General features: G+C 43.6%; 27 protein-coding genes and 1 pseudogene. 17 read left to right on the forward strand and 11 right to left on the reverse strand.

Going from position 1 to position 25,545, the window contains the following annotated elements; genetic code table 11:
- Positions 1–12: 12 nt before the first annotated feature.
- The 3 genes from FTU87_RS12795 (at position 13) to FTU87_RS12805 (ending at position 3,776) form a co-directional block, all read left to right on the forward strand.
- Positions 13–2,037 (forward strand): NADPH-dependent 2,4-dienoyl-CoA reductase, encoded by a 2,025-nt coding sequence (locus tag FTU87_RS12795; RefSeq protein WP_180097579.1) that lies wholly within the window; start codon positions 13–15, stop codon positions 2,035–2,037.
- A 146-nt stretch (positions 2,038–2,183) separates the two neighbouring features.
- Positions 2,184–2,594: a nuclear transport factor 2 family protein gene (locus FTU87_RS12800; protein WP_180097580.1), complete on the forward strand. Its 411-nt coding sequence runs from the start codon at positions 2,184–2,186 to the stop codon at positions 2,592–2,594.
- 69 nt (positions 2,595–2,663) lie between these two features.
- Positions 2,664–3,776, forward strand: coding sequence for a YheT family hydrolase (locus tag FTU87_RS12805; protein WP_005097097.1), 1,113 nt, complete (start codon positions 2,664–2,666; stop codon positions 3,774–3,776).
- A 56-nt stretch (positions 3,777–3,832) separates the two neighbouring features.
- Here FTU87_RS12805 and FTU87_RS12810 read toward each other — a convergent pair whose 3' ends face one another.
- Positions 3,833–4,267 (reverse strand): hypothetical protein, encoded by a 435-nt coding sequence (locus FTU87_RS12810; protein WP_180097581.1) that lies wholly within the window; start codon positions 4,265–4,267, stop codon positions 3,833–3,835.
- A 226-nt stretch (positions 4,268–4,493) separates the two neighbouring features.
- On the opposite strand from FTU87_RS12810, the gene FTU87_RS12815 reads away from it, so the two are divergent.
- The 6 genes from FTU87_RS12815 to rodA all read left to right on the forward strand — a co-directional run bounded on the left by FTU87_RS12815 (position 4,494) and on the right by rodA (position 10,705).
- Entirely contained in the window at positions 4,494–6,134 is a 1,641-nt protein-coding gene (locus FTU87_RS12815) for a CTP synthase (protein WP_005097095.1), read from the forward strand.
- Between the two features lie 31 nt (positions 6,135–6,165).
- Complete coding sequence (gene kdsA, locus FTU87_RS12820; RefSeq protein ID WP_005106657.1) at positions 6,166–7,023, forward strand: 3-deoxy-8-phosphooctulonate synthase; 858 nt, start codon at positions 6,166–6,168, stop codon at positions 7,021–7,023.
- Positions 7,024–7,082: 59 nt separating this feature from the next.
- A complete protein-coding gene (eno, locus tag FTU87_RS12825) occupies positions 7,083–8,372 on the forward strand; it encodes a phosphopyruvate hydratase (protein ID WP_005097093.1) in 1,290 nt (429 codons plus the stop codon).
- Between the two features lie 7 nt (positions 8,373–8,379).
- Entirely contained in the window at positions 8,380–8,772 is a 393-nt protein-coding gene (locus FTU87_RS12830; RefSeq protein ID WP_005097092.1) for a septum formation initiator family protein, read from the forward strand.
- Positions 8,741–9,454: a 2-C-methyl-D-erythritol 4-phosphate cytidylyltransferase gene (gene ispD, locus FTU87_RS12835; RefSeq protein ID WP_005097091.1), complete on the forward strand. Its 714-nt coding sequence runs from the start codon at positions 8,741–8,743 to the stop codon at positions 9,452–9,454. Before FTU87_RS12830 ends, ispD begins: the two co-directional genes overlap by 32 nt.
- Before the next feature lie 111 nt (positions 9,455–9,565).
- Positions 9,566–10,705, forward strand: coding sequence for a rod shape-determining protein RodA (rodA, locus tag FTU87_RS12840; protein ID WP_180097582.1), 1,140 nt, complete (start codon positions 9,566–9,568; stop codon positions 10,703–10,705).
- A 198-nt stretch (positions 10,706–10,903) separates the two neighbouring features.
- Here rodA and FTU87_RS12845 read toward each other — a convergent pair whose 3' ends face one another.
- From FTU87_RS12845 to FTU87_RS12890, 10 genes and pseudogenes are all read right to left on the reverse strand, one after another.
- Complete coding sequence (locus FTU87_RS12845) at positions 10,904–11,206, reverse strand: cyd operon YbgE family protein (protein ID WP_005170606.1); 303 nt, start codon at positions 11,204–11,206, stop codon at positions 10,904–10,906.
- A gap of 3 nt (positions 11,207–11,209) precedes the next feature.
- A complete protein-coding gene (gene cydX, locus FTU87_RS12850) occupies positions 11,210–11,311 on the reverse strand; it encodes a cytochrome bd-I oxidase subunit CydX (RefSeq protein ID WP_004278713.1) in 102 nt (33 codons plus the stop codon).
- Positions 11,312–11,336: 25 nt separating this feature from the next.
- A complete protein-coding gene (gene cydB, locus FTU87_RS12855; RefSeq protein ID WP_074383199.1) occupies positions 11,337–12,482 on the reverse strand; it encodes a cytochrome d ubiquinol oxidase subunit II in 1,146 nt (381 codons plus the stop codon).
- The gene (locus FTU87_RS12860; RefSeq protein WP_180097583.1) at positions 12,479–14,062 is read right to left on the reverse strand and encodes a cytochrome ubiquinol oxidase subunit I; all 1,584 of its coding nucleotides are present in this window, start codon (positions 14,060–14,062) and stop codon (positions 12,479–12,481) included. Before FTU87_RS12860 ends, cydB begins: the two co-directional genes overlap by 4 nt.
- Entirely contained in the window at positions 14,062–14,253 is a 192-nt protein-coding gene (cydP, locus tag FTU87_RS12865; RefSeq protein ID WP_004645265.1) for a cytochrome oxidase putative small subunit CydP, read from the reverse strand. Before cydP ends, FTU87_RS12860 begins: the two co-directional genes overlap by 1 nt.
- A gap of 444 nt (positions 14,254–14,697) precedes the next feature.
- Entirely contained in the window at positions 14,698–15,804 is a 1,107-nt protein-coding gene (locus FTU87_RS12870; protein ID WP_180097584.1) for a porin, read from the reverse strand.
- A 304-nt stretch (positions 15,805–16,108) separates the two neighbouring features.
- A complete protein-coding gene (locus FTU87_RS12875) occupies positions 16,109–16,522 on the reverse strand; it encodes an HIT family protein (RefSeq protein WP_005170623.1) in 414 nt (137 codons plus the stop codon).
- A 31-nt stretch (positions 16,523–16,553) separates the two neighbouring features.
- A complete protein-coding gene (locus FTU87_RS12880; protein WP_004278704.1) occupies positions 16,554–16,823 on the reverse strand; it encodes a YARHG domain-containing protein in 270 nt (89 codons plus the stop codon).
- Positions 16,824–16,909: 86 nt separating this feature from the next.
- A complete protein-coding gene (locus FTU87_RS12885; RefSeq protein ID WP_180097585.1) occupies positions 16,910–17,782 on the reverse strand; it encodes an NAD(P)-dependent oxidoreductase in 873 nt (290 codons plus the stop codon).
- Between the two features lie 62 nt (positions 17,783–17,844).
- Positions 17,845–18,942, reverse strand: a pseudogene (locus FTU87_RS12890) (alpha/beta fold hydrolase).
- 142 nt (positions 18,943–19,084) lie between these two features.
- Between FTU87_RS12890 and FTU87_RS12895 the strand changes: the two are divergent.
- From FTU87_RS12895 to FTU87_RS12930, 8 genes are all read left to right on the forward strand, one after another.
- Positions 19,085–20,272 (forward strand): O-succinylhomoserine sulfhydrylase, encoded by a 1,188-nt coding sequence (locus tag FTU87_RS12895; protein ID WP_100355326.1) that lies wholly within the window; start codon positions 19,085–19,087, stop codon positions 20,270–20,272.
- Positions 20,273–20,300: 28 nt separating this feature from the next.
- Complete coding sequence (locus FTU87_RS12900; RefSeq protein ID WP_004731251.1) at positions 20,301–20,630, forward strand: YbaB/EbfC family nucleoid-associated protein; 330 nt, start codon at positions 20,301–20,303, stop codon at positions 20,628–20,630.
- 13 nt (positions 20,631–20,643) lie between these two features.
- The gene (recR, locus tag FTU87_RS12905) at positions 20,644–21,240 is read left to right on the forward strand and encodes a recombination mediator RecR (protein ID WP_004278698.1); all 597 of its coding nucleotides are present in this window, start codon (positions 20,644–20,646) and stop codon (positions 21,238–21,240) included.
- A 178-nt stretch (positions 21,241–21,418) separates the two neighbouring features.
- Positions 21,419–22,561 (forward strand): HRDC domain-containing protein, encoded by a 1,143-nt coding sequence (locus tag FTU87_RS12910; protein ID WP_005097077.1) that lies wholly within the window; start codon positions 21,419–21,421, stop codon positions 22,559–22,561.
- Positions 22,562–22,691: 130 nt separating this feature from the next.
- Positions 22,692–22,997, forward strand: coding sequence for a YcgL domain-containing protein (locus FTU87_RS12915; RefSeq protein ID WP_159138294.1), 306 nt, complete (start codon positions 22,692–22,694; stop codon positions 22,995–22,997).
- 21 nt (positions 22,998–23,018) lie between these two features.
- Entirely contained in the window at positions 23,019–23,402 is a 384-nt protein-coding gene (locus FTU87_RS12920) for a hypothetical protein (RefSeq protein WP_074383190.1), read from the forward strand.
- Between the two features lie 21 nt (positions 23,403–23,423).
- The gene (locus tag FTU87_RS12925; RefSeq protein ID WP_100355324.1) at positions 23,424–24,275 is read left to right on the forward strand and encodes a MoxR family ATPase; all 852 of its coding nucleotides are present in this window, start codon (positions 23,424–23,426) and stop codon (positions 24,273–24,275) included.
- A 13-nt stretch (positions 24,276–24,288) separates the two neighbouring features.
- A complete protein-coding gene (locus FTU87_RS12930) occupies positions 24,289–25,476 on the forward strand; it encodes a VWA domain-containing protein (RefSeq protein WP_074383189.1) in 1,188 nt (395 codons plus the stop codon).
- Positions 25,477–25,545 lie beyond the last annotated feature (69 nt).

Here is a 25,545-nt window from a genome sequence, read left to right on the forward strand (position 1 = left end):
TAAGGAGTTGAAATGTCTAAATATCCGAATTTACTTGCCCCGCTTGATTTAGGGTTTACCACACTCAAAAACCGGGTGCTGATGGGGTCAATGCACGTGGGGCTTGAAGAAGCACCCGGCGGATATGAGCGGATGGCAGCTTTTTATGCAGAGCGTGCCAAAGGTGGCGTGGCCTTAATCGTGACGGGTGGTATTTCACCCAATGATCATGGGGTGACGTTTCAGGGCGGCTCCAAGCTTGACAGTGTCGAAGAAGCTGAAAAGCATAAAGTGATTACCCAAGCGGTGCATGATGCAGGCGGGAAAATTGCCCTGCAAATTTTGCACACGGGCCGTTATTCCTATCAGGCAGAAAATGTTGCACCCTCTCCGATTCAGGCACCCATTAACCCGGTCAAGCCGCATGCTTTGAGTTCAGCTGAGGTTCAGCAAACTATTGATGACTTCGCCAATTGTGCCAAGCTGGCACAGTATGCCGGTTATGATGGCGTAGAAATTATGGGGTCGGAAGGTTATTTGATTAACGAGTTTATTGCAGCGCGAACCAATCATCGTGATGATGAATGGGGCGGCAGCTATGAAAACCGCATTCGTTTCCCGATCGAGATCGTGCGCCGTACCCGTGAAATGGTCGGTGAAAACTTTATTATTATCTATCGTCTGTCTATGCTGGATCTGGTGGAAGGTGGCTCAACTTTAGATGAAGTGGTACAACTGGCTAAAGCCATTGAAAAAGCCGGTGCCACGATTATCAATACCGGCATCGGCTGGCATGAAGCACGTATTCCGACAATTGCCACCAAGGTTCCTCGTGCAGCCTTTACCTGGGTTACCCGCAAGCTCAAAGGTCTGGTAAAAGTTCCTCTCATTACTTCTAACCGCATCAATACACCTGAGATGGCTGAGTATGTACTGGCTTCTGGTGATGCCGATATGATTTCCATGGCGCGTCCAATGCTGGCTGACTCTGAGTTTGTGCTTAAAGCTGAACAGGGTCGTAGCGATGAGATCAATACGTGTATCGGTTGTAATCAGGCCTGTCTGGATCATATTTTCTCGATGAAAATTGCCACCTGTCTGGTCAATCCACGGGCCTGTTATGAAACCGAACTCATCTTCAAAGACGTTGGCGAAGCGAAAAATATTGCCGTGATTGGGGCAGGTCCTGCCGGTTTAAGTTTTGCAGTCTATGCAGCGAATCGTGGTCATCAGGTCACGGTATTTGATGCGGCTGCACAGATTGGGGGACAATTTAATATTGCCAAAACCATTCCGGGCAAGGAAGAATTTTATGAAACCTTGCGCTACTTTAAACGTCAAATCGAGTTGCAGCCACGCATCAAGTTAAAGTTAAATCATACTGCCAGTTTTGCAGAACTTGAAGTGTCAGCATTTGATGAGATTGTCGTGGCAACAGGGGTAACCCCGCGTCAACTGGATATTCCGGGGATTGATCATCCAAAAGTCTTATCTTATCTCGAGGTGTTAAAAGAGCGTAAAGCTGTGGGACAGCGTGTGGCGATTATTGGTGCGGGGGGTATTGGTTTTGATACCGCGGAACTTCTGAGCCATGAAGGGGAAAGTGGCAGTATCAATCCAGAAAAATTCTATGATGAATGGGGCATCGATACCAAATATGATCAGGTCGGTGGTTTAAAAACTCCAGTTCTGGAAAAATCATCCCGTGAAATTTACTTATTGCAACGAAAAGCTGCTTCTGTGGGTTCTAGTCTGGGTAAAACCACGGGCTGGATTCACCGCACAGGGCTTAAACATCGTGACGTGAAAATGATTGCGGGTGCCAGCTATGACAGGATTGATGATCAGGGCTTGCATATCACCGTCAATGATAAGCAAATGGTGTTGGAAGTGGATAATGTCATTATTTGTGCTGGTCAGGAATCTTATACCGCCATGTTTGATGAGTTAAAATCTGCTGGTAAAAGTGTACACCTGATTGGTGGCGCCAAAGAAGCGGGTGAGTTAGATGCTAAACGTGCCATTCGTCAGGGGGCTGAATTGGCAGCGGTGATCTAAAAATATTAAAACCTGCTTTTTTTCCTCTCCTTTATTAAAGGAGAGGATTTATAAGAAAGAATCTCCCTTGTGAAGCAGTACTTCTCACCTTTAATAAAGGGGGAGCGCTCTGTATTTAAAATATCAAAACAAAAAAGGAACCTCAAATGAGCATCGAAACTACAAAAAAATCCATTGATCGTTGGCACGAGATGTTAGCAACCCGCGATATGTCGATCTTGAATGAGTTACTTGCTGAGGATGTTGTATTTCGCTCACCTGTGGCTTTTCATCCTTATCCTGGCAAACAGGTGGTCTTTTTTATTCTGAGCAATGTGATCCAAGTCTTTGAAAACTTCACTTATCACCGTGAATTTATAAGTAAAGATGGTAACAATGTCGTACTTGAGTTTTCTGCTCAGGTAAGCGATAAAAAACTCAAGGGAGTTGACATGATTCAGTTTAATGAAGAAGGTCAGATCATTGATTTTGAAGTGATGATCCGGCCTAAGTCTGGACTTGAAGCCTTAGCGGTACAAATGGGCCAACGGATGCAGTCATTCCAAGTTAAAACTTAATTCGAATTATTGATTCAAGTCGGCATGAAGTTTGTAAATCACAGCTAGTCGAACTAGAGAGGATGACAGATGAAAATGTTGCTTAAAAAATTGGGTCAGCTGTCCAGTGAATATCTAGATCGCTTCAGTGGCGCAGATGAACCGACCCTGTATTACCATCCAAATGGTGTTTTTTCAGGACTCATTGAACGCTTACCGCAGCTGCAACAAAAATATCGTCCTACGCCGTGGTTAGCCAATGCACACGCACATATTCTATATTTGGATCTTATTAAAAAACATACGATTAAACTTAAATATGATGTACTTGAACAGCTAAAAATGTCGGATGGCGGGATTACCGGTATTGCCTGGTATGGGCTGGATTTGCCAGCAAATACACCGACCATTGTCTTATTACATACCATCACCGGCTCTCCAGAGTCGATGCGTGAACTGGTACAGGATCTGCATAAACATACCGGTTGGCGAGTGGCCTTGTGTTTGCGCCGTGGGCATGCAGACCTGCCCATGCCTGTAGCTAAAATGAACCTGTTCGGCTCGACCCAAGATCTACGTGAACAACTGCTGTATATACAGGATAGATTTCCTCAGTCTGAACTGTATGGGGTTGGATCTTCTGCGGGTACAGGCTTGCTGGTGCGTTATCTCGGAGAAGAGGGATCACAAACACCGTTAAAAGCGGCTTTTGCCTTATGTCCAGGCTATAACACCGAAACTGGATTTGCCCATGTACATCCGTTTTATAGCAAAGTCATGGCCAAAAAACTAATCAAACGCTTTATTCATCCTTATCAGGAAACCTGGCAAATTTATCCTTCCTGGAAGCAATTGCTGGAGGTAAAAGACTTATCGGAGTTTGAACAGCGTTATTATCAACTGGCCGGTTTTTCAGACTATGAGAGTTATAGTAAGGCCACGAATCCAATTTATGTATTTGAAAACATTAAAGTTCCATTAATGATTTTAAATGCGGAAGATGATCCGGTGTGTCATATCCAGAATCTGGAACCTTATAAAGAAAAAATTCGGGCAATGTCGAATATCATGGTGATTACCACCAAAAAAGGCAGTCATTGCGGATTTTATCAAGGTCTGATGCAAACAGAATCGTGGGCTACGCGATTAATGGCAGACTATTTGATGCACTTGTCTCGTAATTCTGCACCGACATCTGCTTAAAAAAGAGTAATAAAAAAACCCAGCAAAAGCTGGGTTTTTTTGATGAATTCTCTTGATTAATCAAGCGCTGGCATCGCTGCTGCAATGGCATCAGCCACAGCGTCTTCTTCAGATTTGTTTGAATCAGAGTTTGATTTAGGCGTTGCTGCAGGTTTTGAAGGCTCTGGAGCTGGATTGTTTTCTGACGGCGTTCTTGTTGGAGCTGGTGTAGCTTCAACAGGTTCAGGCTTCTTCACTTCACGACGAATTTCAGTCGTCGTGTTAGCTGTCTGTTCACGTTGAATTTCCACAGTTGTCTCTGGAACTTCTTCAATTACCGCGTCTTCTACCGGCTCAAGCGGTTCAAACTGTGCTGGTTCAGGCGTTACAACTTCAGGTGCTGGATTAACCTCAACTTGTTCTTCTTCTTTAGGTGCTTCTTTTTTTACACACGCAGTCAAGCTCAGGCCAGTCAGGATTACGGTACAGAGTAAAAATTTCTTCATCATCATTGCATCAAACAGAAAAGTGTGGAGGGGATTACACTATTATAGCAGCAAATTACAAGATAGAAATCATATGAACTTACAGTAATTTTTTATTGGAATTGCTGTTAGAATAGTCAATTGTTTATTGTTCTTTGAATTGATGCGGATTGACTTTGCTTTCTAGGTACAAGGTAAAGTAAAATTGCGCAACATTGCAGGCCGATTTAGGCTCGATTGTACGAGAAACCCAATGACCCATTTTATTTTCGTTACTGGTGGTGTAGTTTCATCACTAGGTAAAGGTATTTCAGCTGCTTCTGTTGCTGCACTTTTAGAAGCTCGTGGTTTAAAAGTGACCATGGTAAAAATGGATCCATACATTAATGTCGATCCAGGGACGATGAGCCCATTCCAACATGGTGAAGTTTTTGTTACAGAAGACGGTGCTGAAACAGACTTAGATTTGGGTTACTACGAACGTTTCTTGCGTCGTGCGAAAATGACCAAACTGAATAACTTCACATCAGGTCGTGTTTACCAAGATGTTCTGAACAAAGAACGCCGTGGTGACTATCTGGGTGGTACTGTGCAAGTTATTCCACACATTACTGACAATATCAAAGAGCGTGTCCTGCGTGCAGGCGAAGGCTATGATGTTGCGATTGTAGAGATCGGCGGTACAGTAGGTGACATTGAATCTCTCCCATTCATGGAATCTGTACGTCAGCTAATGGTTGAACTTGGTCATAAACGTACCATGTTAATGCACTTAACGTTACTCCCATACATTAAGTCTGCAGCAGAATTAAAAACCAAACCAACACAGCACTCTGTTAAAGAACTTCTGTCGATTGGTATTCAGCCAGACATTCTCATCTGCCGTACCGAGTACGATGTAGATGCAGATACTATCCGTAAAATTGCATTATTTACCAACGTTGAAGCACGTGCCGTTGTGGTATGTAAAGATGCACGTTCGATCTATCAGATTCCACGTACTTTCTACGAACAGAATGTTGATGATTTAATCTGCGAACGTTTTGGTTATAACGACCTTCCTGAAGCGGATTTAACCGATTGGGATAACGTGGTAGAAGCATTATTGAACCCAGAATACACCGTTCGTGTAGCGATGGTCGGTAAATATGTAGAACTTCCAGATGCGTATAAATCTGTGAACGAAGCACTTTTACATGCCGGGGTGAAAAACCGCGTTAAAGTCCAAATTGACTATGTCAATGCAGAAGAACTTGAAAGCCAGGACGTGAACGAAGTATTGAAAGATGCCGATGCGATTCTGGTTCCAGGTGGTTTTGGTGAACGTGGTACTGAAGGCAAAATGCAGGCGATTCAATTCGCACGTGAAAACGGTGTACCTTTCCTTGGTATTTGCTTAGGTATGCAGTTGGCTGTAATCGAATATGCACGTAATGTTGTGGGCATTAGCGATGCAACGTCGACTGAATTTAACCGTTCGACCAAATCTCCATTGATTGGCTTGATCACTGAATGGTTAGATGAGCGCGGTGAAGTTCAGCAACGTTCTGCTGACTCTGATTTGGGTGGCACCATGCGTCTAGGGGCTCAAAAATCTGAACTGGTTGCAGGCACAAAAACAGCTGAAATCTATGGTTCTGAAGAAATCATTGAGCGTCACCGTCACCGTTACGAAATGAACAACCGTTATATCCCATTGCTTGAAGAAAAAGGCATGAAGATTTCTGGTTATTCACCGGTACAGCATCTGGTAGAAACAGTTGAAATTCCTCAACATCCTTGGTTTATTGCGGTACAATTCCACCCGGAATTTACCAGCTCACCACGTGAAGGTCATCCATTATTTGCCGGTTTCATTGATGCTGCGAAAAAGCAGTACCAAAAAACTCAATAATCGGTGTGTAGGACACAACTAGGAAGTTTAAATGTCGCAATTAAAACCACAAGAAATTGTACGTTTGGGCGATATACAAATGGCAAATCATTTGCCATTTGTATTATTCGGCGGAATGAATGTACTTGAATCTAAAGACTTGGCTTTTGAGATCGCTGAGACTTATGTCGATATTTGTACACGTTTGGGTATTCCCTATGTGTTCAAGGCCAGCTTTGATAAAGCCAACCGTTCAAGCTTGAACTCGTTCCGTGGCCCAGGCCTCGACAAAGGTCTCGAGTGGTTAGCTGACATTAAAAAACACTTTAATGTGCCAATCATCACTGATGTACACGAGCCGTACCAGGCGGCGCCTGTTGCAGAAGTGGCGGACATTATCCAGCTGCCGGCTTTCTTGAGTCGTCAGACGGATCTGGTGGAAGCCATGGCAAAAACCGATGCCATCATCAACATCAAAAAAGCACAATTCCTTGCACCACACGAAATGCGTCATATTTTGCATAAGTGTCTGGAAGCAGGAAATGACAAACTGATCATTTGTGAGCGTGGTTCAGCATTTGGCTATAACAATCTGGTTGTAGACATGCTGGGCTTCGATATCATGAAAGAAATGAATGTGCCTGTGTTCTTTGATGTCACCCATGCCTTGCAAACTCCAGGTGGCCGTGCCGATTCTGCTGGCGGACGCCGCGCCCAGATTACCACATTGGCGCGTGCAGGTATGGCAACCGGTCTTGCAGGTTTGTTCCTGGAAGCACATCCTGATCCAGAGAAAGCCAAGTGTGATGGCCCATGTGCATTGCGCATGTCTCAACTTGAGCCTTTCTTGGCACAGCTAAAAGAATTGGATACCTTGGTCAAAGGTTTCGAAAAGTTAGATACACACTGAGTTTATCACTCTTGCGCTGCCCTAAAGGCAGCTCATATTAATCAACTGAGGAATAGTTCATGAGCCAAATCGTTGACATTCGTGCACGTGAAATTTTGGACTCTCGTGGTAACCCTACCATCGAAGCAGACGTAATCTTAGCATCTGGCGTAGTTGGCCGTGCATGTGCACCATCTGGTGCTTCAACTGGTTCTCGTGAAGCTTTAGAACTTCGTGATGGCGATAAAGCACGTTACTTAGGTAAAGGTGTTAAAACTGCGGTAAATAATGTAAACACCTTAATCCGTGATGCTTTGCTTGGTAAATCTGTATTCGAACAAAAAGACATCGATAACACGATGATTGCTTTAGACGGTACTGAAAACAAAGAAAAACTGGGTGCAAACGCAACTTTAGCTGTATCTTTGGCTGCTGCACGCGCTGCTGCTGATGAAAAGAAAATTCCTCTTTTTCAATATATTGCAGACCTTCGCAACAACTCGATTTTGACCATGCCTGTACCAATGATGAACATCATCAATGGTGGTTCACATGCAGACAACAACGTTGATATCCAAGAGTTTATGATTGAACCTGTAGGCTTCACTTCATTCTCTGAAGCGCTACGTGCCGGTGCTGAAATTTTCCATTCACTTAAATCAGTATTAAACAAAAAAGGTTTAAACACTGCTGTGGGTGATGAAGGTGGTTTCGCACCAAACCTTCGTTCTAACGAAGAAGCAATCACGGTTATTCTTGAAGCAATTGGTCAAACTGGCTACAAAGCAGGTTCTGACATTATGCTGGCGCTGGATTGTGCATCTTCAGAATTCTACAAAAATGGTCAGTACATTCTTGCGGGCGAAGGCAACAAAGCGTTCACCAGCAACCAGTTCTCTGACTATTTGGCTGGCCTTGTAAACCAATACCCAATTATTTCAATTGAAGATGGTTTGGATGAGTCGGATTGGGAAGGCTGGTCTTACCTGACTTCGATTCTTGGCGACAAGATCCAGTTGGTAGGTGATGACCTGTTCGTAACGAATCCTAAAATCCTGCAACGTGGTATCAACGAAAAAGTAGGTAACTCGATCCTGATCAAATATAACCAGATCGGTACCTTGACTGAAACTTTAGATGCGATCTATCTTGCCAAAGAAAATGGTTACTCTACTGTGATTTCACACCGTTCAGGTGAAACTGAAGATTCAACCATTGCGGATCTTGCAGTAGGTACAGCAGCAGGTCAAATCAAAACCGGTTCACTTTGCCGTTCTGACCGTGTAGCGAAATATAATCAGTTACTTCGTATTGAAGAATTGACTAATGCTGCATATCGCGGTAAAGCTGAGTTTAAAGGTTTGAACTAAGCGACTTATGTCAATGTTAAATGTATTCGACTCGACTGCGAGTAAAGTACTGTTGGGCCTTGCGATCATTTTGATCGCAGGGTTTCAATATTTATACTGGTTTGGTGAAGGTGGTTATCATGATCATCAGCAGCTGACCCAGAAAATCCAGCAGCAAATGGAATTGAATGATGAGCTGAAAGAACGTAATCGCGTTCTGGCGGCAGAAGTCTACGATTTAAAGAATGGTATTGAAGCCATCGAAGAACATGCGCGTTTAGATCTTGGCCTGATTAAGCCACGTGAAACTTTTATTCAAATGAGCACGATCAGTACTCAATATAAACCCATCTATCTTAATCCAAATTCTAAAGTAGATCTGCGAACCAATGAGTCACCTGAGCCAACAAATACCCCGTAAATTATGGGTCATTCTTCCTGCTGCAGGTTCAGGTAGCCGTTTTTCTAAAACAGAACTCAAGCAATATCAGACGCTTCAACAACGAACTGTTCTTGAACATACCGTTGCACGTCTGAATCAATTGCCTTTGACTGGTTATGTATTGGCGATTGGTACACAGGACAATGTCGCAAAAACTCTGCCATTTTCCGATCTGGAAAAAGCACATTTTTGTTTGGGCGGCGCAGAGCGAGTGAATTCGGTGCTGAATGCATTAAATTATTTATCTGCAATGGCCTCTGAAGATGACTGGATCATGGTGCATGATGCGGCACGCCCTTGTGTCAGTCTGGATTGTCTTCAACAGTTGGTCAATACGGCAATTGCACAGGATCGGGCTGCGATTCTGGCGATTCCGGTACGAGATACACTTAAGCGTGTAGTCACCGGTTCTGATATTGAGGAAACGGTGGATCGCTCCATGCTCTGGCAGGCACAAACGCCGCAAATGGCCAAGCTGGGCACATTAAAACGGGCGATTGAACAGGCTTTGCAGGATGGTGCTAACATTACCGATGAAGCCAGCGCACTGGAACATATCGGTGAGCAGGTGAGTGTGGTGCAAGGGCGCTCCGATAATATTAAAATTACCTATCCAGATGATCTGGAACTGGCCAAGCTGATTTTACAAGCTCAGGCTTAAAAATATATTCGATAAAATTTGAATAAAAGCAGAATAAATCTGGCTATAGCGATCTATTCCCTATAGCTTTCACTTATAATTTTGCCATCATTCTTTTTCACCTTTTGGCCAATGATACCTTCACAGCAGTATCGGTTTTTACGTCATTCTTTGCGTGATGGACGTAGTATTAACCCGCAAGATTCATCCCGGTGGACCAATTTGCACCTTGATCCCTGGTTGTTGTGCTTTCTGGTTCTCAATGCAATCCTGGGGTTGATGGTGGTGTATAGCGCGACCTCTGAAGATTCCGGGATGGTTGTTCGTCAGGCGATTAGTTTCGGGATTGGTTTTGTGCTGCTGTTTATCTGTGCGCAGATTCCACCGAAAGTCTATCAGGCGATCAGTCCCTACCTGTATGCCTTTGGCATATTCATGCTGCTTTTGGTGTTTGTGATTGGTGAAAAACGCCTGGGTGCAACGCGTTGGATTACTTTGCCTGGTATTGGGAGTATGCAACCGAGTGAGGTAATGAAATTTGCCATGCCTTTGATGATGGCCTGGTATTTTGCACGTAAGCCATTTCCTCCCAAATTTGTACATATTGTCGGTGCATTAATTTTACTGGCTATACCATTTGTTTTGGTTGCACTCCAACCTGACTTGAATATTGGTTTGGTGGTTCCGGGTGTTTTTGTCTTGTTTTTAAGTGGGATGTCGTGGCGTCTGATTGTTGGTGCGGCAGCAGCACTGGCTGTAGCAGCACCGGTTTTATGGATGTTTGTACTACAAGAGTATCAAAAGAAACGTATCACCACGATGTTTGATCCGGAGTCGGATGCATTGGGTGCAGGCTGGAATATCATTCAGTCCAAAATCGCCATTGGTTCAGGTGGTTCCACAGGCAAAGGTTATACTGAAGGGACACAATCGCATTTGGGTTATCTGCCCGAGCATCATACCGACTTTATTATGTCGACCTATGCCGAAGAATTCGGTTTTATTGGTGTGTTTCTGCTATTTAGTTTATTTACTGCGATTATTATTCGTTGTTTGATGATTGGCTTAAACAGTTTTCATAATTTTGGACGTTTATATGCCGGAGCTATTGGACTGACCTTTTTCTTCTTTGTATTTTTAAACTCGGGCATGGTGAGTGGTATCTTACCGGTGACTGGAGACCCATTGCCGCTCATGAGTTATGGCGGAACGGCGGTGATCTCAATGCTCGCAGGTATGGGAATTGTGATGTCGATTCATACCCATCGATAAATTATTCTAAAAGTCGGATGTGTTCCGGTTTTACAAATATTGTTAAGACATGCGGGTAAAGAAAAGTATCTTCATTATATTCATGCTCAATGTGGAAATTGCTTCCAAATGCAGAGTGATATAACCATACAACAAAAAGCAGAAATGGATAAACGATATAAAGAAGCCCTCAATCGAGGGCCTCTTTAGTCTTAAAACTTAACTGAAAAACCAGGTGTAATAGCCCCAGATCATCAAAGGCCAAGCCAAAAATGGACTAAATAGCCATTTCCAGAACCAGTGGCGAGGTACGAAACCGACACCATGTACAAAGCCTCCAGAAATACCAATCATGATATACATCATGGCACTATGGCTATATTCACCGTTGGCATCCAGCATTGCAGAGGGATGAACCAATAACACTGCGGCGAGAGGAAAAGCCAGCAGGCAGGAAATCATCATCGCAAATTTGTTTGGTTTCTTGTCTACAACGGTTTTCTCAAGCGCAGCTTCGGTCATATTTTATTCCTCATCCAGGTCTTGGTGTTGTTCCATATAAATTGCAGCAATCACACTGGCAAAACACGCCATCAGTACACCCAGAATCCAGGCAAAATACCACATAATTTTGTCTCCTTAGTGCACAGCCTTAATACAGGCTGTGTGAATTGTCTTCAATATGTTTGTTGGTAATCACGCCCCACATCTTGTAATAACACCAAGTGGTATAGATCAGGATCAATGGAACAAAAATACAAGCTGCAACTGTCATGACAGTTAAGGTGTTTTTACTGGATACCGCATCCCACATCGTCAGACTGACAGTCGGATTTAAGCTGGATGGCATCAGGAACGGGAACAGGGCAAAACCGGCAGTCAAGATTGCACCGACGACTGCCAGAGAAGAACCCAGGAAGCTCAAGCCAGCCTTGTTTTTACCTGCAGCCAGTACAATGATTAATCCCCCTAGAATGCCGGCAATTGGAGCTGCCATTGTAATTGGATAAGTTGAATAGTTGTTCATCCAGCCCGGATTGGCATTGGTCAGTACTTCTTTTGCTAATGGGTTGGCAACACCATTGGTGTCAAAAGGCATCACCAGGCTATAACCCTGGATGTTTCCAAAATACAACCATGCACCCGCAGCAAGGAAAGTCGCCAAGTAGACCAGACCCATGATTTGTGTCGCTTTGGCAGAACGTTGACGCAGGTCGCCATCAGTACGCAGCATCAGCCATGCACCACCATGTGCGCATAACATCGATAAACTGACCAGACCACACACAATCGCAAATGGATTCAGCAGGGCAAAGAAACTTCCTGTGTAGGTAGAACGTACGGTTTCATCCAGGGTAAAAGGCACACCGAGGAACATATTACCAAACGCTACACCAAAGACTAATGCCGGAACTGCACCACCAATCGCCAAGCCCCAGTCCCAGGAAGTACGCCATTTGGTATTTTCCAGTTTAGAGCGGTAATCGAAGCCGACCGGACGTAAGAATAAGGCAAACAGTACCAGTAATAATGCCCAGTACATGCCAGAGAAGGCTGTTGCATAAACCATTGGCCAGGCAGCAAATAAAGCCCCCCCGGCAGTAATGAACCAGACCTGGTTACCATCCCAATGCGGGGCAATGGTATTGATTGCAGCACGGCGCTCGTTATCATTTTTGCCCACAAATGGCATGATCGCCATAGAGCCCATATCGAAGCCATCGGTGAGGGCGAAGCCAATCAGCAATACGCCGACCAGCACCCACCAAATTATTTTGAGTAATTCATATTCGATCATGCTTGAGTCTCCCCATTTGCCTTTTCTGCTGCAAGCTTTTCAAAGTGGTATTTACCGGTATGCAGGGAACTTGGACCAAGGCGTGAGAATTTGATCATCAGATACATCTCGATAATCAATAACACCGTGTAGAAGGCTGCCAATGCCAGGATTGAACCCCATACATCGCCAGTACTTAAGCTGGAGGCTGAAAGATGAGTTGGTAAGACTTCACCAATCGTCCAAGGCTGACGACCGACTTCTGCTACATACCAGCCAGTTTGTGCAGCCACCCAAGGTAAAGGCAGTGCAAATAAGGCAAATTTTAATAACCAAGGTTTGTTTTCAGCATTGCGTTTCGCAACCGCAAAGGTAGCCAGAACAAAGAGAAGCAGCATCAAGAAGCCAGAACCGACCATGGCACGGAAGGCCCAGAACAGACTTGGTACGTGTGGAATAGTGTCTGCCGCCGCAGCTTTAATTTGTGCTTCAGTCGCATCCACCACATTTGGCGTATATTTCTTCAGCAGCAAGCCATAACCGAGGTCTTTTTGTGATTCATCAAAAGCCGCTTTAAGCTCAGGTGATTTATCTCCTGCACGGAGCAGCTCTAACTGTTCATACGCCACCATACCGTTACGGATCCGCTGTTCGTGCTGAGTAATCAGATCTTTAATTCCGGTCACTTGTTCAGTGGTGGAGCGGGTTGCAATCAGACCCATCGCATAAGGAATCTTGATCGCATAGTCAGTGGTTTGGGTTTCTGCATTTGGAATCCCAAATAAGGTGAATGCTGCTGGTGCAGGATGCGTATCCCATTCTGCTTCAATCGCCGCAAGTTTGGTTTTTTGGACATCGCCCAGCTCATAACCTGATTCATCACCCAGTAAAATCACTGAAAGTGTAGACGCAAGCCCGAAGATGGCTGCAATGGCAAAAGAACGGCGTGCAAACGGCAAGTCACGTTTTTTCAGCATGTAATAACTTGAAATGGCCAGTACAAAAATAGCACCTGTGACATAACCTGCAGACACTGTATGTACGAATTTTACCTGAGCAACCGGGTTAAAGATCAGTGCGGCAAAGTCCACCATTTCCATACGCATGGTTTCGTAGTTGAATACAGAACCAACCGGGTTTTGCATCCAGCCATTGGCGATCAGAATCCACAGCGCAGACATGTTCGAACCTAAAGCTACCAGCCAGGTAACTGCCAGATGTTGCACTTTGGACAGGCGATCCCAGCCAAAGAAGAACAAGCCAATAAAGGTCGATTCAAGGAAGAAGGCCATCAAACCTTCAATCGCCAGCGGTGCACCAAAAATATCACCGACATAATGCGAGTAATAAGCCCAGTTGGTTCCGAACTGGAACTCCATGGTCAGGCCTGTGGTTACCCCTAAGGCAAAGTTAATACCAAACAGTTTTCCCCAGAACTTGGTCATGTCTTTATAGATTTCTTTGCCGGAAATCACATAGGTGGTTTCCATAATGGCAAGCAGAAAAGCCAGGCCTAAAGTCAGTGGAACAAAAATAAAGTGATACATCGCGGTCATGGCGAACTGGAACCGCGAGAGATCGACCACGCTTTCAGAAATCATCAACGTGTCTCCTGGATTTGGGAAGGATTGCCGGCGATACGCTCGGCGACTTGGTTGTCAAAATTTTTAGGAATCGTAGGTGCATCAAACCAGATGTTTTTAATGATCATCAGTAAAATAACTTTGATAATTAAAATAGCGGTTATTTCTCTAACTACTCTCTGGTTTAGATTTTTGGGAACTAAGCTCATTCGACTAAGCCTGTCTGTGACTTGTTGTATATTATTAATCTATTGTAACTAAAAAATAAATAGACGATACAGTTTAAATAAGAATATATTTATAAGATATTGAAAATAAATGAAATATAATTAAATTAAACAAAAAATATTCTAAATATTTTTTATTATTTTTTGTAAATTTTCAGATTTTAAATCCGACTAAAACAGTTATATTTATCTATTTAAATGTAAATTATTTTTATTCTGATTTGTGTGGTTTTATATTTTTTAATCTGATAGAAATGCTTGGTTTTAAAATATAAGGATAAATCAGTCAAACTGTGTAAGCCTGTTGTTAGAAGGGGGTTGTAGCTTTGTATCGCAATCTTTTTACTATTTTTTCAATAAAAACACGCAAAAAAAAAGAACATGCATGAAGCATGTTCTTTTTAAGCTTTTGGAGGAGGGTAAAGCTTAGAAGTCGTAACGGAAGCCTAGAGAAAGACCAGTTGCATCTTCACCACGTTCACCAGCTACATTATTTGATCGCGCCTGACCCCATGGTGTTACATTTGAGTTTTCATCATTTAGTACGGTTGCCAGGTTTGCGTATACACGTACTGTTTTGTCTAAACGATGTTCTACACCCAGTGCCAATAATGTTGCATTCGCATCATCTGCATCTACATCACGATGGAACACTTGACCACGTAGATAGGTTTTTGGTGCAAATTTATAATCAGCTGCTACACCAAAAACATGTGTATCTTGTTTTGAAATCAATTTATCTAAATCGCTACCTTCGGCTGCCGCCAAGTCTGCTGCAGTACCTTGTTCATTAAATGTAGTGTATTGGTATAAAGCACCTAAATTAAATTCTGGTGTAATTTTGTAGGCTGCTGCGATACGGAAGCCATCACGTTCATTTTTTGAAGCTTCTTCTTCATAGTGTTCGTAAGCTGTAGCAAAATCAATAGCACCTTCTTTATAAGTTAAAGCAAGATCATATGCTTTATCTTTGTCTTTTGCGCCATCTTTAGATGCATCTGGGCTATTTGCTTCATGAAGTGACATTGCACCTAATACATTGAAACCACCGCCAAATTTTGGAGATTTATATTCAATGGTGTTGGCATTACGTTCATCAAAGCGCTGTTCACTCACACGTGTGACGTTACGAAGGTCGCCAACTTGGTCACCAAAGAAATTCACTGGACCACGCGCGACTTTAAACGGGCTGTCAAAGCGACCTACACGTGCTTGACCAAAGTCACCTTTTAAACCGACAAAGGTATCGCGAGTTGCGAAGTCAACACCACTATTATTAGCAGATCCACTAGCAAAGTTAATTTCTTGTTCAATTTGACCAAAAACAGTCATGCCATTTTCTAATTGTTGTTCAGCTTTAAAGCCTAGGCGTGAAGAGTTTGAAGAAAGACCAACTTCGTTATAATCTGCACCATCATCCAGATAATCTAAAGAAACGTGTGCACGACCATACACTTTAACATCAGCAGCAGCTGCCATCATTGGTGTTAAAATTGTTGCCCCAATTGCTAATGCAGATAACGTTTTTTTCATGTGTTGCTCCAATAAAGACTTTTTATTCATCGTCTTAAAACAAGTTTCAGTCATGTGTTGAAACATGTACCGCTCTATTGGTGCCAAGTATCGATTACAAATAAGACAGTAAGATTAAGGAAATATTTCAAATCTGTTAAATGTTGTATTTTGTAAGTTTTGTAATATTACACATTCAATTTTTTGTATTTAAAGATAATTTGGTTGCTATTATCTTAATGATTCGCATTTATTTCTAAAGTTTTATGCTTTAAGTAGAATAAAAAAATGGAGCCGAAGCTCCATTTTTTTTATTCAGTTAAACTTAAAGTGCAGCTTTGATTTTTTCAGCCAGCGCTTTAATTTTTTCCTGATCACCCATCTGGGCAGCATGTTTACCCAAGTTGTGCAGAGAAGTCGGCACTAGATGAAAATGAATATGCGGTACAGTCTGGCCAGCAGCAGCACCTGATAATTGCATCAGGACAATGCCGTCAACGCCCAAACCTTTTTCAATTGCTTTCGCAACCTTCTGTACAATTTGAATCGTATAGGCCGCAGCTTCAGGATCTAGATCCAGTAAAGTGATGGCTGGTGCTTTCGGAACGACCAGAGTATGACCATCTGCTTGCGGCATGATGTCCATAAATGCAAGAACCTGGTCATCTTCATACACTTTAATCGCAGGAAGTTCACCGCGTAGAATTCGTGCAAAAATATTCTGATCATCATAAGTCATAAGTACATTCCTTGAGCGTTATTGAATTGAATTATTTACAGTTCAATTCTTTCTGACGATCTTTGATCGCGTCAAGACGCTGTTGCTCTTTTTCCGAGAATTTTGGTTTGGTTGTATAGCAATTGTCATTACCAAACTTGGCTTTTGCTTCTGGATCTTTAAAACAGAAACCTTTAGACGCATAAATCACGTCATGATCATTTTTTAATTTTTTGCACTCTTGTTCAGATGCAAGAACCGATGTTGAAGCCCCGAACAAAGTTGCAAAGCCAATCAATGCTGCAACAGAAAATTTCTTCATGCGAGTTTCCTCTGGGTTATCCACTATATGTGCCTGCCTAGTAGTCACAATATGAGGTTTCGTTATCATTATTCAATGGCGATATATTACTCGATGGTAATATTACTCCATGATTCATACATTTTCACAGCACTGGAAAAATCACTGTTTTTATCCGACAGATCGCTAGCCGCCTGAATCAGATTCTGGGTCAACGAGAGCACAGGCGCAGAAAGTTTGGCTTCACGCGCAAGGTCGATTGCGATACCTGTATCTTTGGCCAAGAGTGGCAGGGCAAAGGTTACAGGAAAACTGCGGTTTAAAATACGCTGTGGCAATACGGTTTCAGTCACCATACTTTTACCACTTGAAGCATTAATACAATCCAGCGCTTCATGCAAGTTTACCCCATGCGCTTTCAGTGTAGTAAAGCCTTCTGCGACGGCACACAGGTTTACAGCCATTAACATATTATTTACCGCCTTCACAGCAAAACCTGCGCCAGATTCACCGACATGCTTGATTAGCTTACCAAAAGCCTGCATCGCAGGAAGGGCTTTTTCAAAACCTTGGACATCGCCGCCTACCATCACTGTCAAGGTGCCATTTTCAGCACCAATGGTTTGACCGCTGACCGGTGCATCCAGAAAGATAGCACCACGTTCAGCCAGTTGTGCTGCCAGTGTTTGCGCGGAATCCGGTACACCACTGGTACAGTCGACCCAGACTGAGCCGGATTTAAGCGACAAATTTTCCAGAAGTTGTGCTACATCGGCACTGGTCGGCAAACATGAAAAGATAATATCTGCCTGAACGGCCTGTTCTAGCGTAACGGCTTGAGTGCCATATTCAGCAGCATGTTGCTCTGCTTTGTCAAAATTGCGGTTCCAGACATAGACGGTATCAAACTGCTTGGGTAAATGTGCCGCCATACGATAACCCATGGCACCTAAACCGATAAATGCTACTGACTGAATCATGCTGTATCCTCTGAATATGTAAATAAATTTTAATGTTTTTTGGCGATGCTGACGCAGATGCGCTAAGCATCAAGACGTGTAGAGCGCTGCGCCAGCCAGGTCGTCATTTTGGGCCAGAACGTATTGGCTGTTTTCTGGTTGGACATCAGGCCCAGATGACCACCCGGAATCAGAGTAAACGTCTTATCCTGGCTACTTGTCAATTCTATCAAAGGCTTAGCTGACTGTTCTGTGACAATCTGATCGGTTTGGCCGGCACCGACCAACAGCGAGCAGCTGATATTCTTAAGGTCAACAGTACGACCATTTAAGGTGACTGAACCTTGTTTTAAAGGATTTTGCAGCCACAGATGTAAGACCATGTCCTGATTAATCCCGCCCGGATAATCAATCATCTTATTCAGAAAATTTCCCATGGTGGCATGTTCATAGACATTTTCGACATGATCCAGATTCAGCAAAAACTGCTTCTGGCTTTTCAGCCAGCCGATCGGATCCAGTAACTTAAAGCCCAAGGCATTTACAATGCCGGGTGTATGAATATATTGCTTTGGAATATGACCCTGATGAATGGCCTATTGCAGATTTTTATTTTTAGAAATCAGTTTATTGGTGGTCGAAAACAGTTTGCCGACCCGTCCTGATGCATAACTGTCGATGGGGCTGCCAACGACCATCAAATTTTTGACATGTTCAGGCGAATGCAAGGCGGTATAAAGCGTGACAAATACCCCAGCCATACTCCAGCCGTGTAGGGAAATGAACTGACTGTCCGAATGCTTGCAGATGGTTTCAATAGATTGAGGAATGGCTGCATCAATAAAAGACAAAAAGTTTAAATGACGATGCTTAAAGTTAAAACGTTTCCATTCCACCAGATAGACATCAAAACCGCTATGCTGAAAATGTTTGACCAGCGAACGATAGGGATACAGATCATAGATATCCATATTGATGGCGAGAGGGGCGACAAATACCAGCGGCTCCCTATATTTCTTCTCGGGTGAGGCGTAATAGCGAATCTTGCAAAACTCGGTGCTGGCAATATATTCAAAAGGCGTTTTTTGCGACAGAATCAGAGAGGAGGCATTAAACATCCGGGCACTGAAATGTTTCAATTTTTTTTGCTGGCGCTGAAAGTTTTGTTTTAACTGAATCATGTAAATAAAATATCCGTATCCGGGGAAGGATTGATCGAAGTCTAAGCAATAATTGCTTATTATGCCTTGACCTGAAATAGCATAGGCGCTCAAAATGTTGGCAATTTTTTACAAAAGGCAGCCTTAGGGCTGAGGTAGAGCGATGAGCCAGCAAGACGATATTTCATATCAATTAGAAACTTTAGCCATCCGTATAGGTCATACCCGTAGCTTTGAGGGTGAGCATGCTGAACCCATTTTTCTAACATCGTCATTTGTTTATGAAAATGCCGCCGAAGCTGCTGCGAAATTTTCAGGTCAGGAACCGGGCAATATCTATTCTCGCTTTACCAACCCAACCGTTGCCATGTTTGAAAAACGTCTGGCGGCACTCGAAGGTGCAGAGCGCGCCGTTGCTACCAGTTCAGGTATGGCTGCCATTATGGCAGTGACCATGGCTTTTTTGAAAGCAGGTGATCACGTCATCTGCTCACGTGCAGTCTTTGGTTCGACTGTTTCGCTATTTGAAAAATATGTCGCAAAATTTGGGGTTAGTGTCGATTTTGTAGATTTGACCGATCTTGATGCATGGAAAAATGCCATCCAGCCTGAAACCAAATTACTGTTTGTTGAATCTCCATCAAACCCGCTTGCAGAAGTGGCTGACATTCAGGCATTGGCTGATATTGCCCATGCCAATGATGCTTTACTGGCAATCGACAATAGCTTCTGTACACCAGTGTTACAACAACCCCTCAAATTTGGTGCAGACCTGGTGGTGTATTCTGCGACTAAATATCTGGATGGTCAGGGCCGTGCCTTAGGTGGAGCTGTGGTTGGAAACCATAAACTGCTGGAAGAAATCTTTGGTTATGTGCGTACCACAGGTCCTTCAATGAGTCCGTTTAATGCATGGGTATTCCTGAAAGGCTTGGAAACGTTACGTTTACGTATGCGTGAGCATTCAGCAAGTGCGCAGCAACTGGCTGAATTTCTGGATCAGCATCCAAAGGTAGAGAAGGTTTATTATGCCGGTCTGCCTGCGCATATCGGTCATGCGCTGGCAGTGAAACAGCAGACGGGTTTTGGTGGCATTGTGTCTTTTGAGGTGAAAGGCGGTCGTGAAGCCGCTTGGACGGTGATTGACAATACCCGGTTTATCTCGATCACCGGTAACCTGGGGGATGCGAAATCAACCATTACCCATCCGGCAACCACTACACACGGTAAATTATCGCCTGAAGCCAAAGAAGCAGCAGGTATTCGCGAAGGTTTAATTCGTGTTTCTGTTGGTTTAGAAGAGATTGGTGATATTATTCGTGATATTACTCGTGGTTTAGATCTTATCTAATTTTATAAATTTATGTTCGGAGATATTTATGAACATTAATATGTTGATGCAGCAAGCTCAGCGCATGCAAAAAGAAGTTGAAAACAATGTAAAAAAAGCCAAAGAAGAGCTGGCACAAACTGAAGTGCATGCCGAAGCGGGCGGTGGTTTGGTCAAAGTCACCATGACTTGCCGCAATGTGGTGAAGCGTATCGAAATCAACCCTGAATTACTTCAGGATGATCCAGACATGATTGAAGACCTGATTGCAGCTGCAATGAATGATGCAGCACGTCAGGCAGAATTGGTCTCTGATGAAAGAATGAAAGCAGCAAACTCGGGTATGGGTTTACCACCGGGTCTGGCAGGTATGTTCTAAGGAAGAATGCGCAATGTTTAGTGATCGTTTTGATCAACTGGTTCAAGCATTACGCATTTTGCCAAGCGTTGGGCCGAAATCGGCTCAACGTATGGCATTGCATATGATCATGAAAAATCGTGAAGGTGCAATTGGTCTGGCGCATGCGTTGACTGAGGCGACCAACTACATTCATGAATGCTCAGTCTGTCATTCATTGACTGAAGATGAAGTGTGCAATATCTGTACGTCGCTAGATCGTGATGATGAATTGCTCTGTGTGGTGGAATCACCTGCAGATGTTATGGCGATTGAGCAAAGTGGCAGCTTTAGAGGGAAATACCATGTACTGGGCGGGCATTTGTCACCGCTCGATGGGATTGGTCCTGAAGAAATTGGCATTCCGTATTTGTTGCACCGTTTGGCCAATGGTCAGGTGAAGGAAGTCATTCTCGCTACTAATGCGACGGTAGAAGGTCAGGCCACGGCACATTATCTGGTGGAAGCCAGCAAGCATCTGCCGATCCAGATGACTCGAATTGCCCAAGGTGTACCACAGGGCGGTGAACTGGAATATGTCGATAGTCATACCTTGAGTCAGGCCGTACATAACCGGATGCGCATGAAGTAAGATAGACTTAAAAATCTTGTTAGTTTTAATATAAAAAAGATATTATTTAAAATCTAGAGCCTAATAAATAAGGGGTATTTTTGCTAGATAGAGCAGAATCAGCGTTATTTTTTATACAAAAATTCTATAGATCAGTTAATATGGATCTATCGAGAATCTAATTTTAGACTCAGTCTTTATGTTTCAATTTATTCAACATCAAAACGATTTATACCCTGTGCTGAACCTGATGGATCAGAGTTCTGTTTACGGGTTGGATACCGAATTTATCAAGGTCGATACTTTGTGGCCGAAACTGGGTGTGTTTCAGATCAATGTAGACAACAAGGTCTATTTGCTGGATGGAACCACCCTGGATCTGACTGAGTTCTTCAATAAAGTTTTTAACGCCCAGCAGAATATTTTTCATGCTTGTAGCGAAGATATTGATCTGCTTTATCACTATACCCAAAAGAAATCACTGACCAATGTGTTTGATACCCAGGTCGGCATGTCTTTTCTGGGGCATGGTCTGCAAGTCAGCTATCAGAATGCGCTCAAACAGATGCTGGAAGTCGATATCGAAAAAGACCAGACCCGTTCTAACTGGCTGGCACGTCCTTTAAGTTCAGAACAATTACTTTATGCGGCCAATGATGTGCATTATCTGGTCAAGCTGTCTGACAAAATCAAACAAGAGCTGGATACGAAATACCTACTGGATTTTGCCTTGCAAGACTGTCGTTTCTTGACTCAGGAAATTGGTGAAGATACACCAACGGCCTTGTTATATCAGGATGTGGGGAATTATCGCCATTCACGCCGTCAGCTGATGCAATTACAGCAATTGATGGTCTGGCGCGATCAGATTGCCAAAGCACTGAATCAGCCACGTAGTTTTATCTTAAAGAATGTCAGTATGATTGATCTGGTCGAGAAGTTCCCGCGCAATAACTTCCAGTTGAGTCAAGTCAAAGATATCCGTTCAAATGTGGTTCGTGAACATGGTAAAACTATTTTAGATTTATTGAAATTCTTGCCGGAACCGGAAAGCTGGCCGTTACGTCTGGCGCGTCCAATCCGTCATTCCTCCAAAGATATCGGCGAAAAGATCGATAACATCATTCAAAATGTAGTCGATGAAACCTCAATTCCAAAAGAAGTGCTGATGCGTAAAAAATGGCTGAATGCCTTGTATCAGCATGTGGTCTTTCATAAGGATGAGCAGGATCTGCCGGATTATCTGCTGGGCTGGCGCTATGAACTGTTAACCCAGCCACTGATTCAGGTGCTGCATCAGGATGAATCTTATTTATCGACCCAGATGAAAGTCAGTGAGTGATCGCTTGCAGGATTGGTTAAAGATAGAGCAATTATACAAAATCACGACTGATGCGTGAGACGTGGCTAATGTTTCTGTCTTTTTTTTGATGTATCCTTGCGGATGTTTTTCCAGAAAAGTCGTTTGAAACATGCAAGTGTCTATCTACAAATCCAGCAAAAAAAGTGAAATGTATCTGTATGTGGCGCGTCCTGCGGATGAAAGCGAAGCTGAAATATTCGAGCCACTCAGCGTATTGTCTGAGCCCGTACAAGCCGCATTTGGACGTGCGACTTTTGTCATGCATCTTGAACTGAGCGAATCGCGTAAACTGGCACGTGCCAATGTATTGCATGTGATGGATTCTATTGCTACACGTGGTTTCTTTTTGCAAATGCCGCCAGAAGGCTTGATTGATCCGAATGCAGTCGCTCCAGAAGGATTGCGTGGCGCTTAATGTTAATTCAGGAGTTGTGAAATGAATGGTTATGTTGCTGTCTTAGACTCAATTCCTGAACAGAGCATTGCTGTTGCAGTTTATCTGCTGGGCAGCCTGATTGCTTTATGGTGCTGGTATGGCGTAACCAAGCGACTGCCTAAGCCGCTAGGTGGTTTTTTGTGGATTTTAGGCTTTGCCATTCTATTGACACCGACGGTATCCGAGGGGCCGAATGCCTCTATCGCACCTGCAATCTTTGGCTTGCTGTTTGGTGTGTTGACCAAAGAGCAAGCTCTGATTTGGATTAATGCGTCACTTATTTTATTTGTCATTGGGATTGGATCTGTGATTGGCTATTGCTGGTCGACCTATGTGTCGAACAAGGGCAATCTTCGTGTTCACAAGAAAAGTTCACCGTTGTAAGTAAAAAAATAAGGTTAAATCATGTCTGCTGATCATCAACAATTTTCAGGTACAGCTCAGTACATTGCGACTGACAGTTTAAAGTTGGCGGTTAAAGCTGCCCGTAGTTTACAAAAACCGTTATTGGTCAAAGGTGAACCTGGTACAGGGAAAACTTTATTGGCTGAGCAGGTAGCAGAAAGTCTGGGCCTAAGACTGATCACCTGGCATATCAAGTCCACCACCAAAGCACAGCAAGGCCTGTATGAATACGATGCGGTGTCGCGCCTGCGTGATAGTCAGCTTGGTGATGACCGTGTCTATGACATCAAGAACTACATCAAGCCGGGTAAACTGTGGGAAGCATTTACCAGCGAAGAACGTTGTGTCTTGCTGATTGATGAAATTGATAAGGCAGACATCGAGTTTCCGAATGACTTGCTACATGAACTCGATAAAATGTCGTTCTATGTGTACGAGACCGGGGAAACCATTACCGCAACCCAGCGTCCAATCGTCATCATTACCTCAAATAATGAAAAAGAATTGCCCGATGCATTCCTGCGCCGTTGTTTCTTCCACTATATCGAATTTCCGGATGAAGCGACCATGCGCGAAATCATCGATGTGCATTTCGAGAATATCTCTGCCACATTGGTCAATGAAGCCTTGCAGGTTTTCTTTAAATTGCGCCAGATTCCGGGTTTGAAAAAACCACCATCAACATCTGAGCTGATTGACTGGCTCAGCCTGCTCATGGCTGACGACATGCCGGAAGATATTTTGCGCAATACTGATAAATCCAAAGCGATTCCACCCTTGTACGGCGCCTTGATCAAAAATGAGCAAGATGTACAGTTGCTTGAACGTCTAGCCTTTATGTCACGTCGTTAAGGGAGAAACACGCATGTTTGTGCGACTGTTTTATACCTTACGCAAATACGGCGTACCGGTCTCAACCCGTGAGCTGATCGATTTGAATCAGGCGGTTGCGGCTGGACTGGTCTTTGCCGATCAGGATGAGTTCTATCAGCTGGCCAAAACTGTAATGGTTAAGGATGAGCGCTATTTCGACAAATTCGATCGCGCCATGAAAGACTATTTTGATGGTATCGCGACCTTTGATATTGATGAACTGCTGAATCAGGTGCATAAGCTGCCCAAAGACTGGTTCGATCTTGAACTGCTTGAAAAGCATTTGACTCCTGAACAGCGCGAAGAGCTGAAAAAAGCCGGATCATTAGAAGAACTGATGAAAATGCTGGAAGAGCGCTTGCGCGAACAGCATAAAAAACATCAGGGTGGCAACAAGATGATTGGTACCGGCGGCACTTCGCCTTTCGGTGCTTATGGCGATCATCCGGAAGGGGTGCGTATTGGTGGGCCGGGACGGAAACGCTCTGCGGTAAAAGTCTGGGAGCAGCGTCAATATCGCAACCTCGATGATGAGCAGATTCTGGGAAGTCGTCAGATGCAAATGGCACTGCGCCGTTTGCGTAAATTCGCGCGTCAGGGTGCAGCCGAAGAGCTGGATATCGATGGCACGATTCGTGAAACCGCCAAGCAGGGTATTTTAGACGTACAGCTGGTGCCTGAGCGCCGTAACCGCATTAAGGTGCTGATGCTGTTTGATGTCGGCGGTTCCATGGACTCACATATTGCCCAGTGTGAAAAACTGTTTAGCGCAGCCAAAACCGAATTTAAAACCCTGGATTATTTTTATTTCCATAACTGCCTGTATGACTATGTCTGGAAAGACAATATCCGTCGTTCCAGTTCACGCATGAATACCTGGGATTTACTCAATACCTATGGTCGCGATTATCGGGTAATTGTGGTCGGTGATGCCAGTATGGCGCCTTATGAAATCACCTCGGTCGGCGGCTCGGTTGAATATATGAATGATGAAGCAGGACAGGTCTGGCTACAGCGTCTGCGACAGCATTTTGATAAAACCGCATGGCTCAATCCCGAAGAAGAAAACTATTGGCATTACACGCATAGCATTGGTTTAATTAAGCAAATCTTTGAAGATCATATGTTTCCAATGACTTTGAAAGGCATTGAAGATATGACCAAATATCTCGCGCGTTAATTTTATTTTTCTGTTAGTGGCTTTATCTATAATTATGAGTGGGTTAACCACATTATTTTAGGATAAAGT

The sequence above is a fragment of the Acinetobacter sp. YH12156 genome, assembly GCF_013418235.1.
Classification (GTDB): domain Bacteria; phylum Pseudomonadota; class Gammaproteobacteria; order Pseudomonadales; family Moraxellaceae; genus Acinetobacter; species Acinetobacter pseudolwoffii.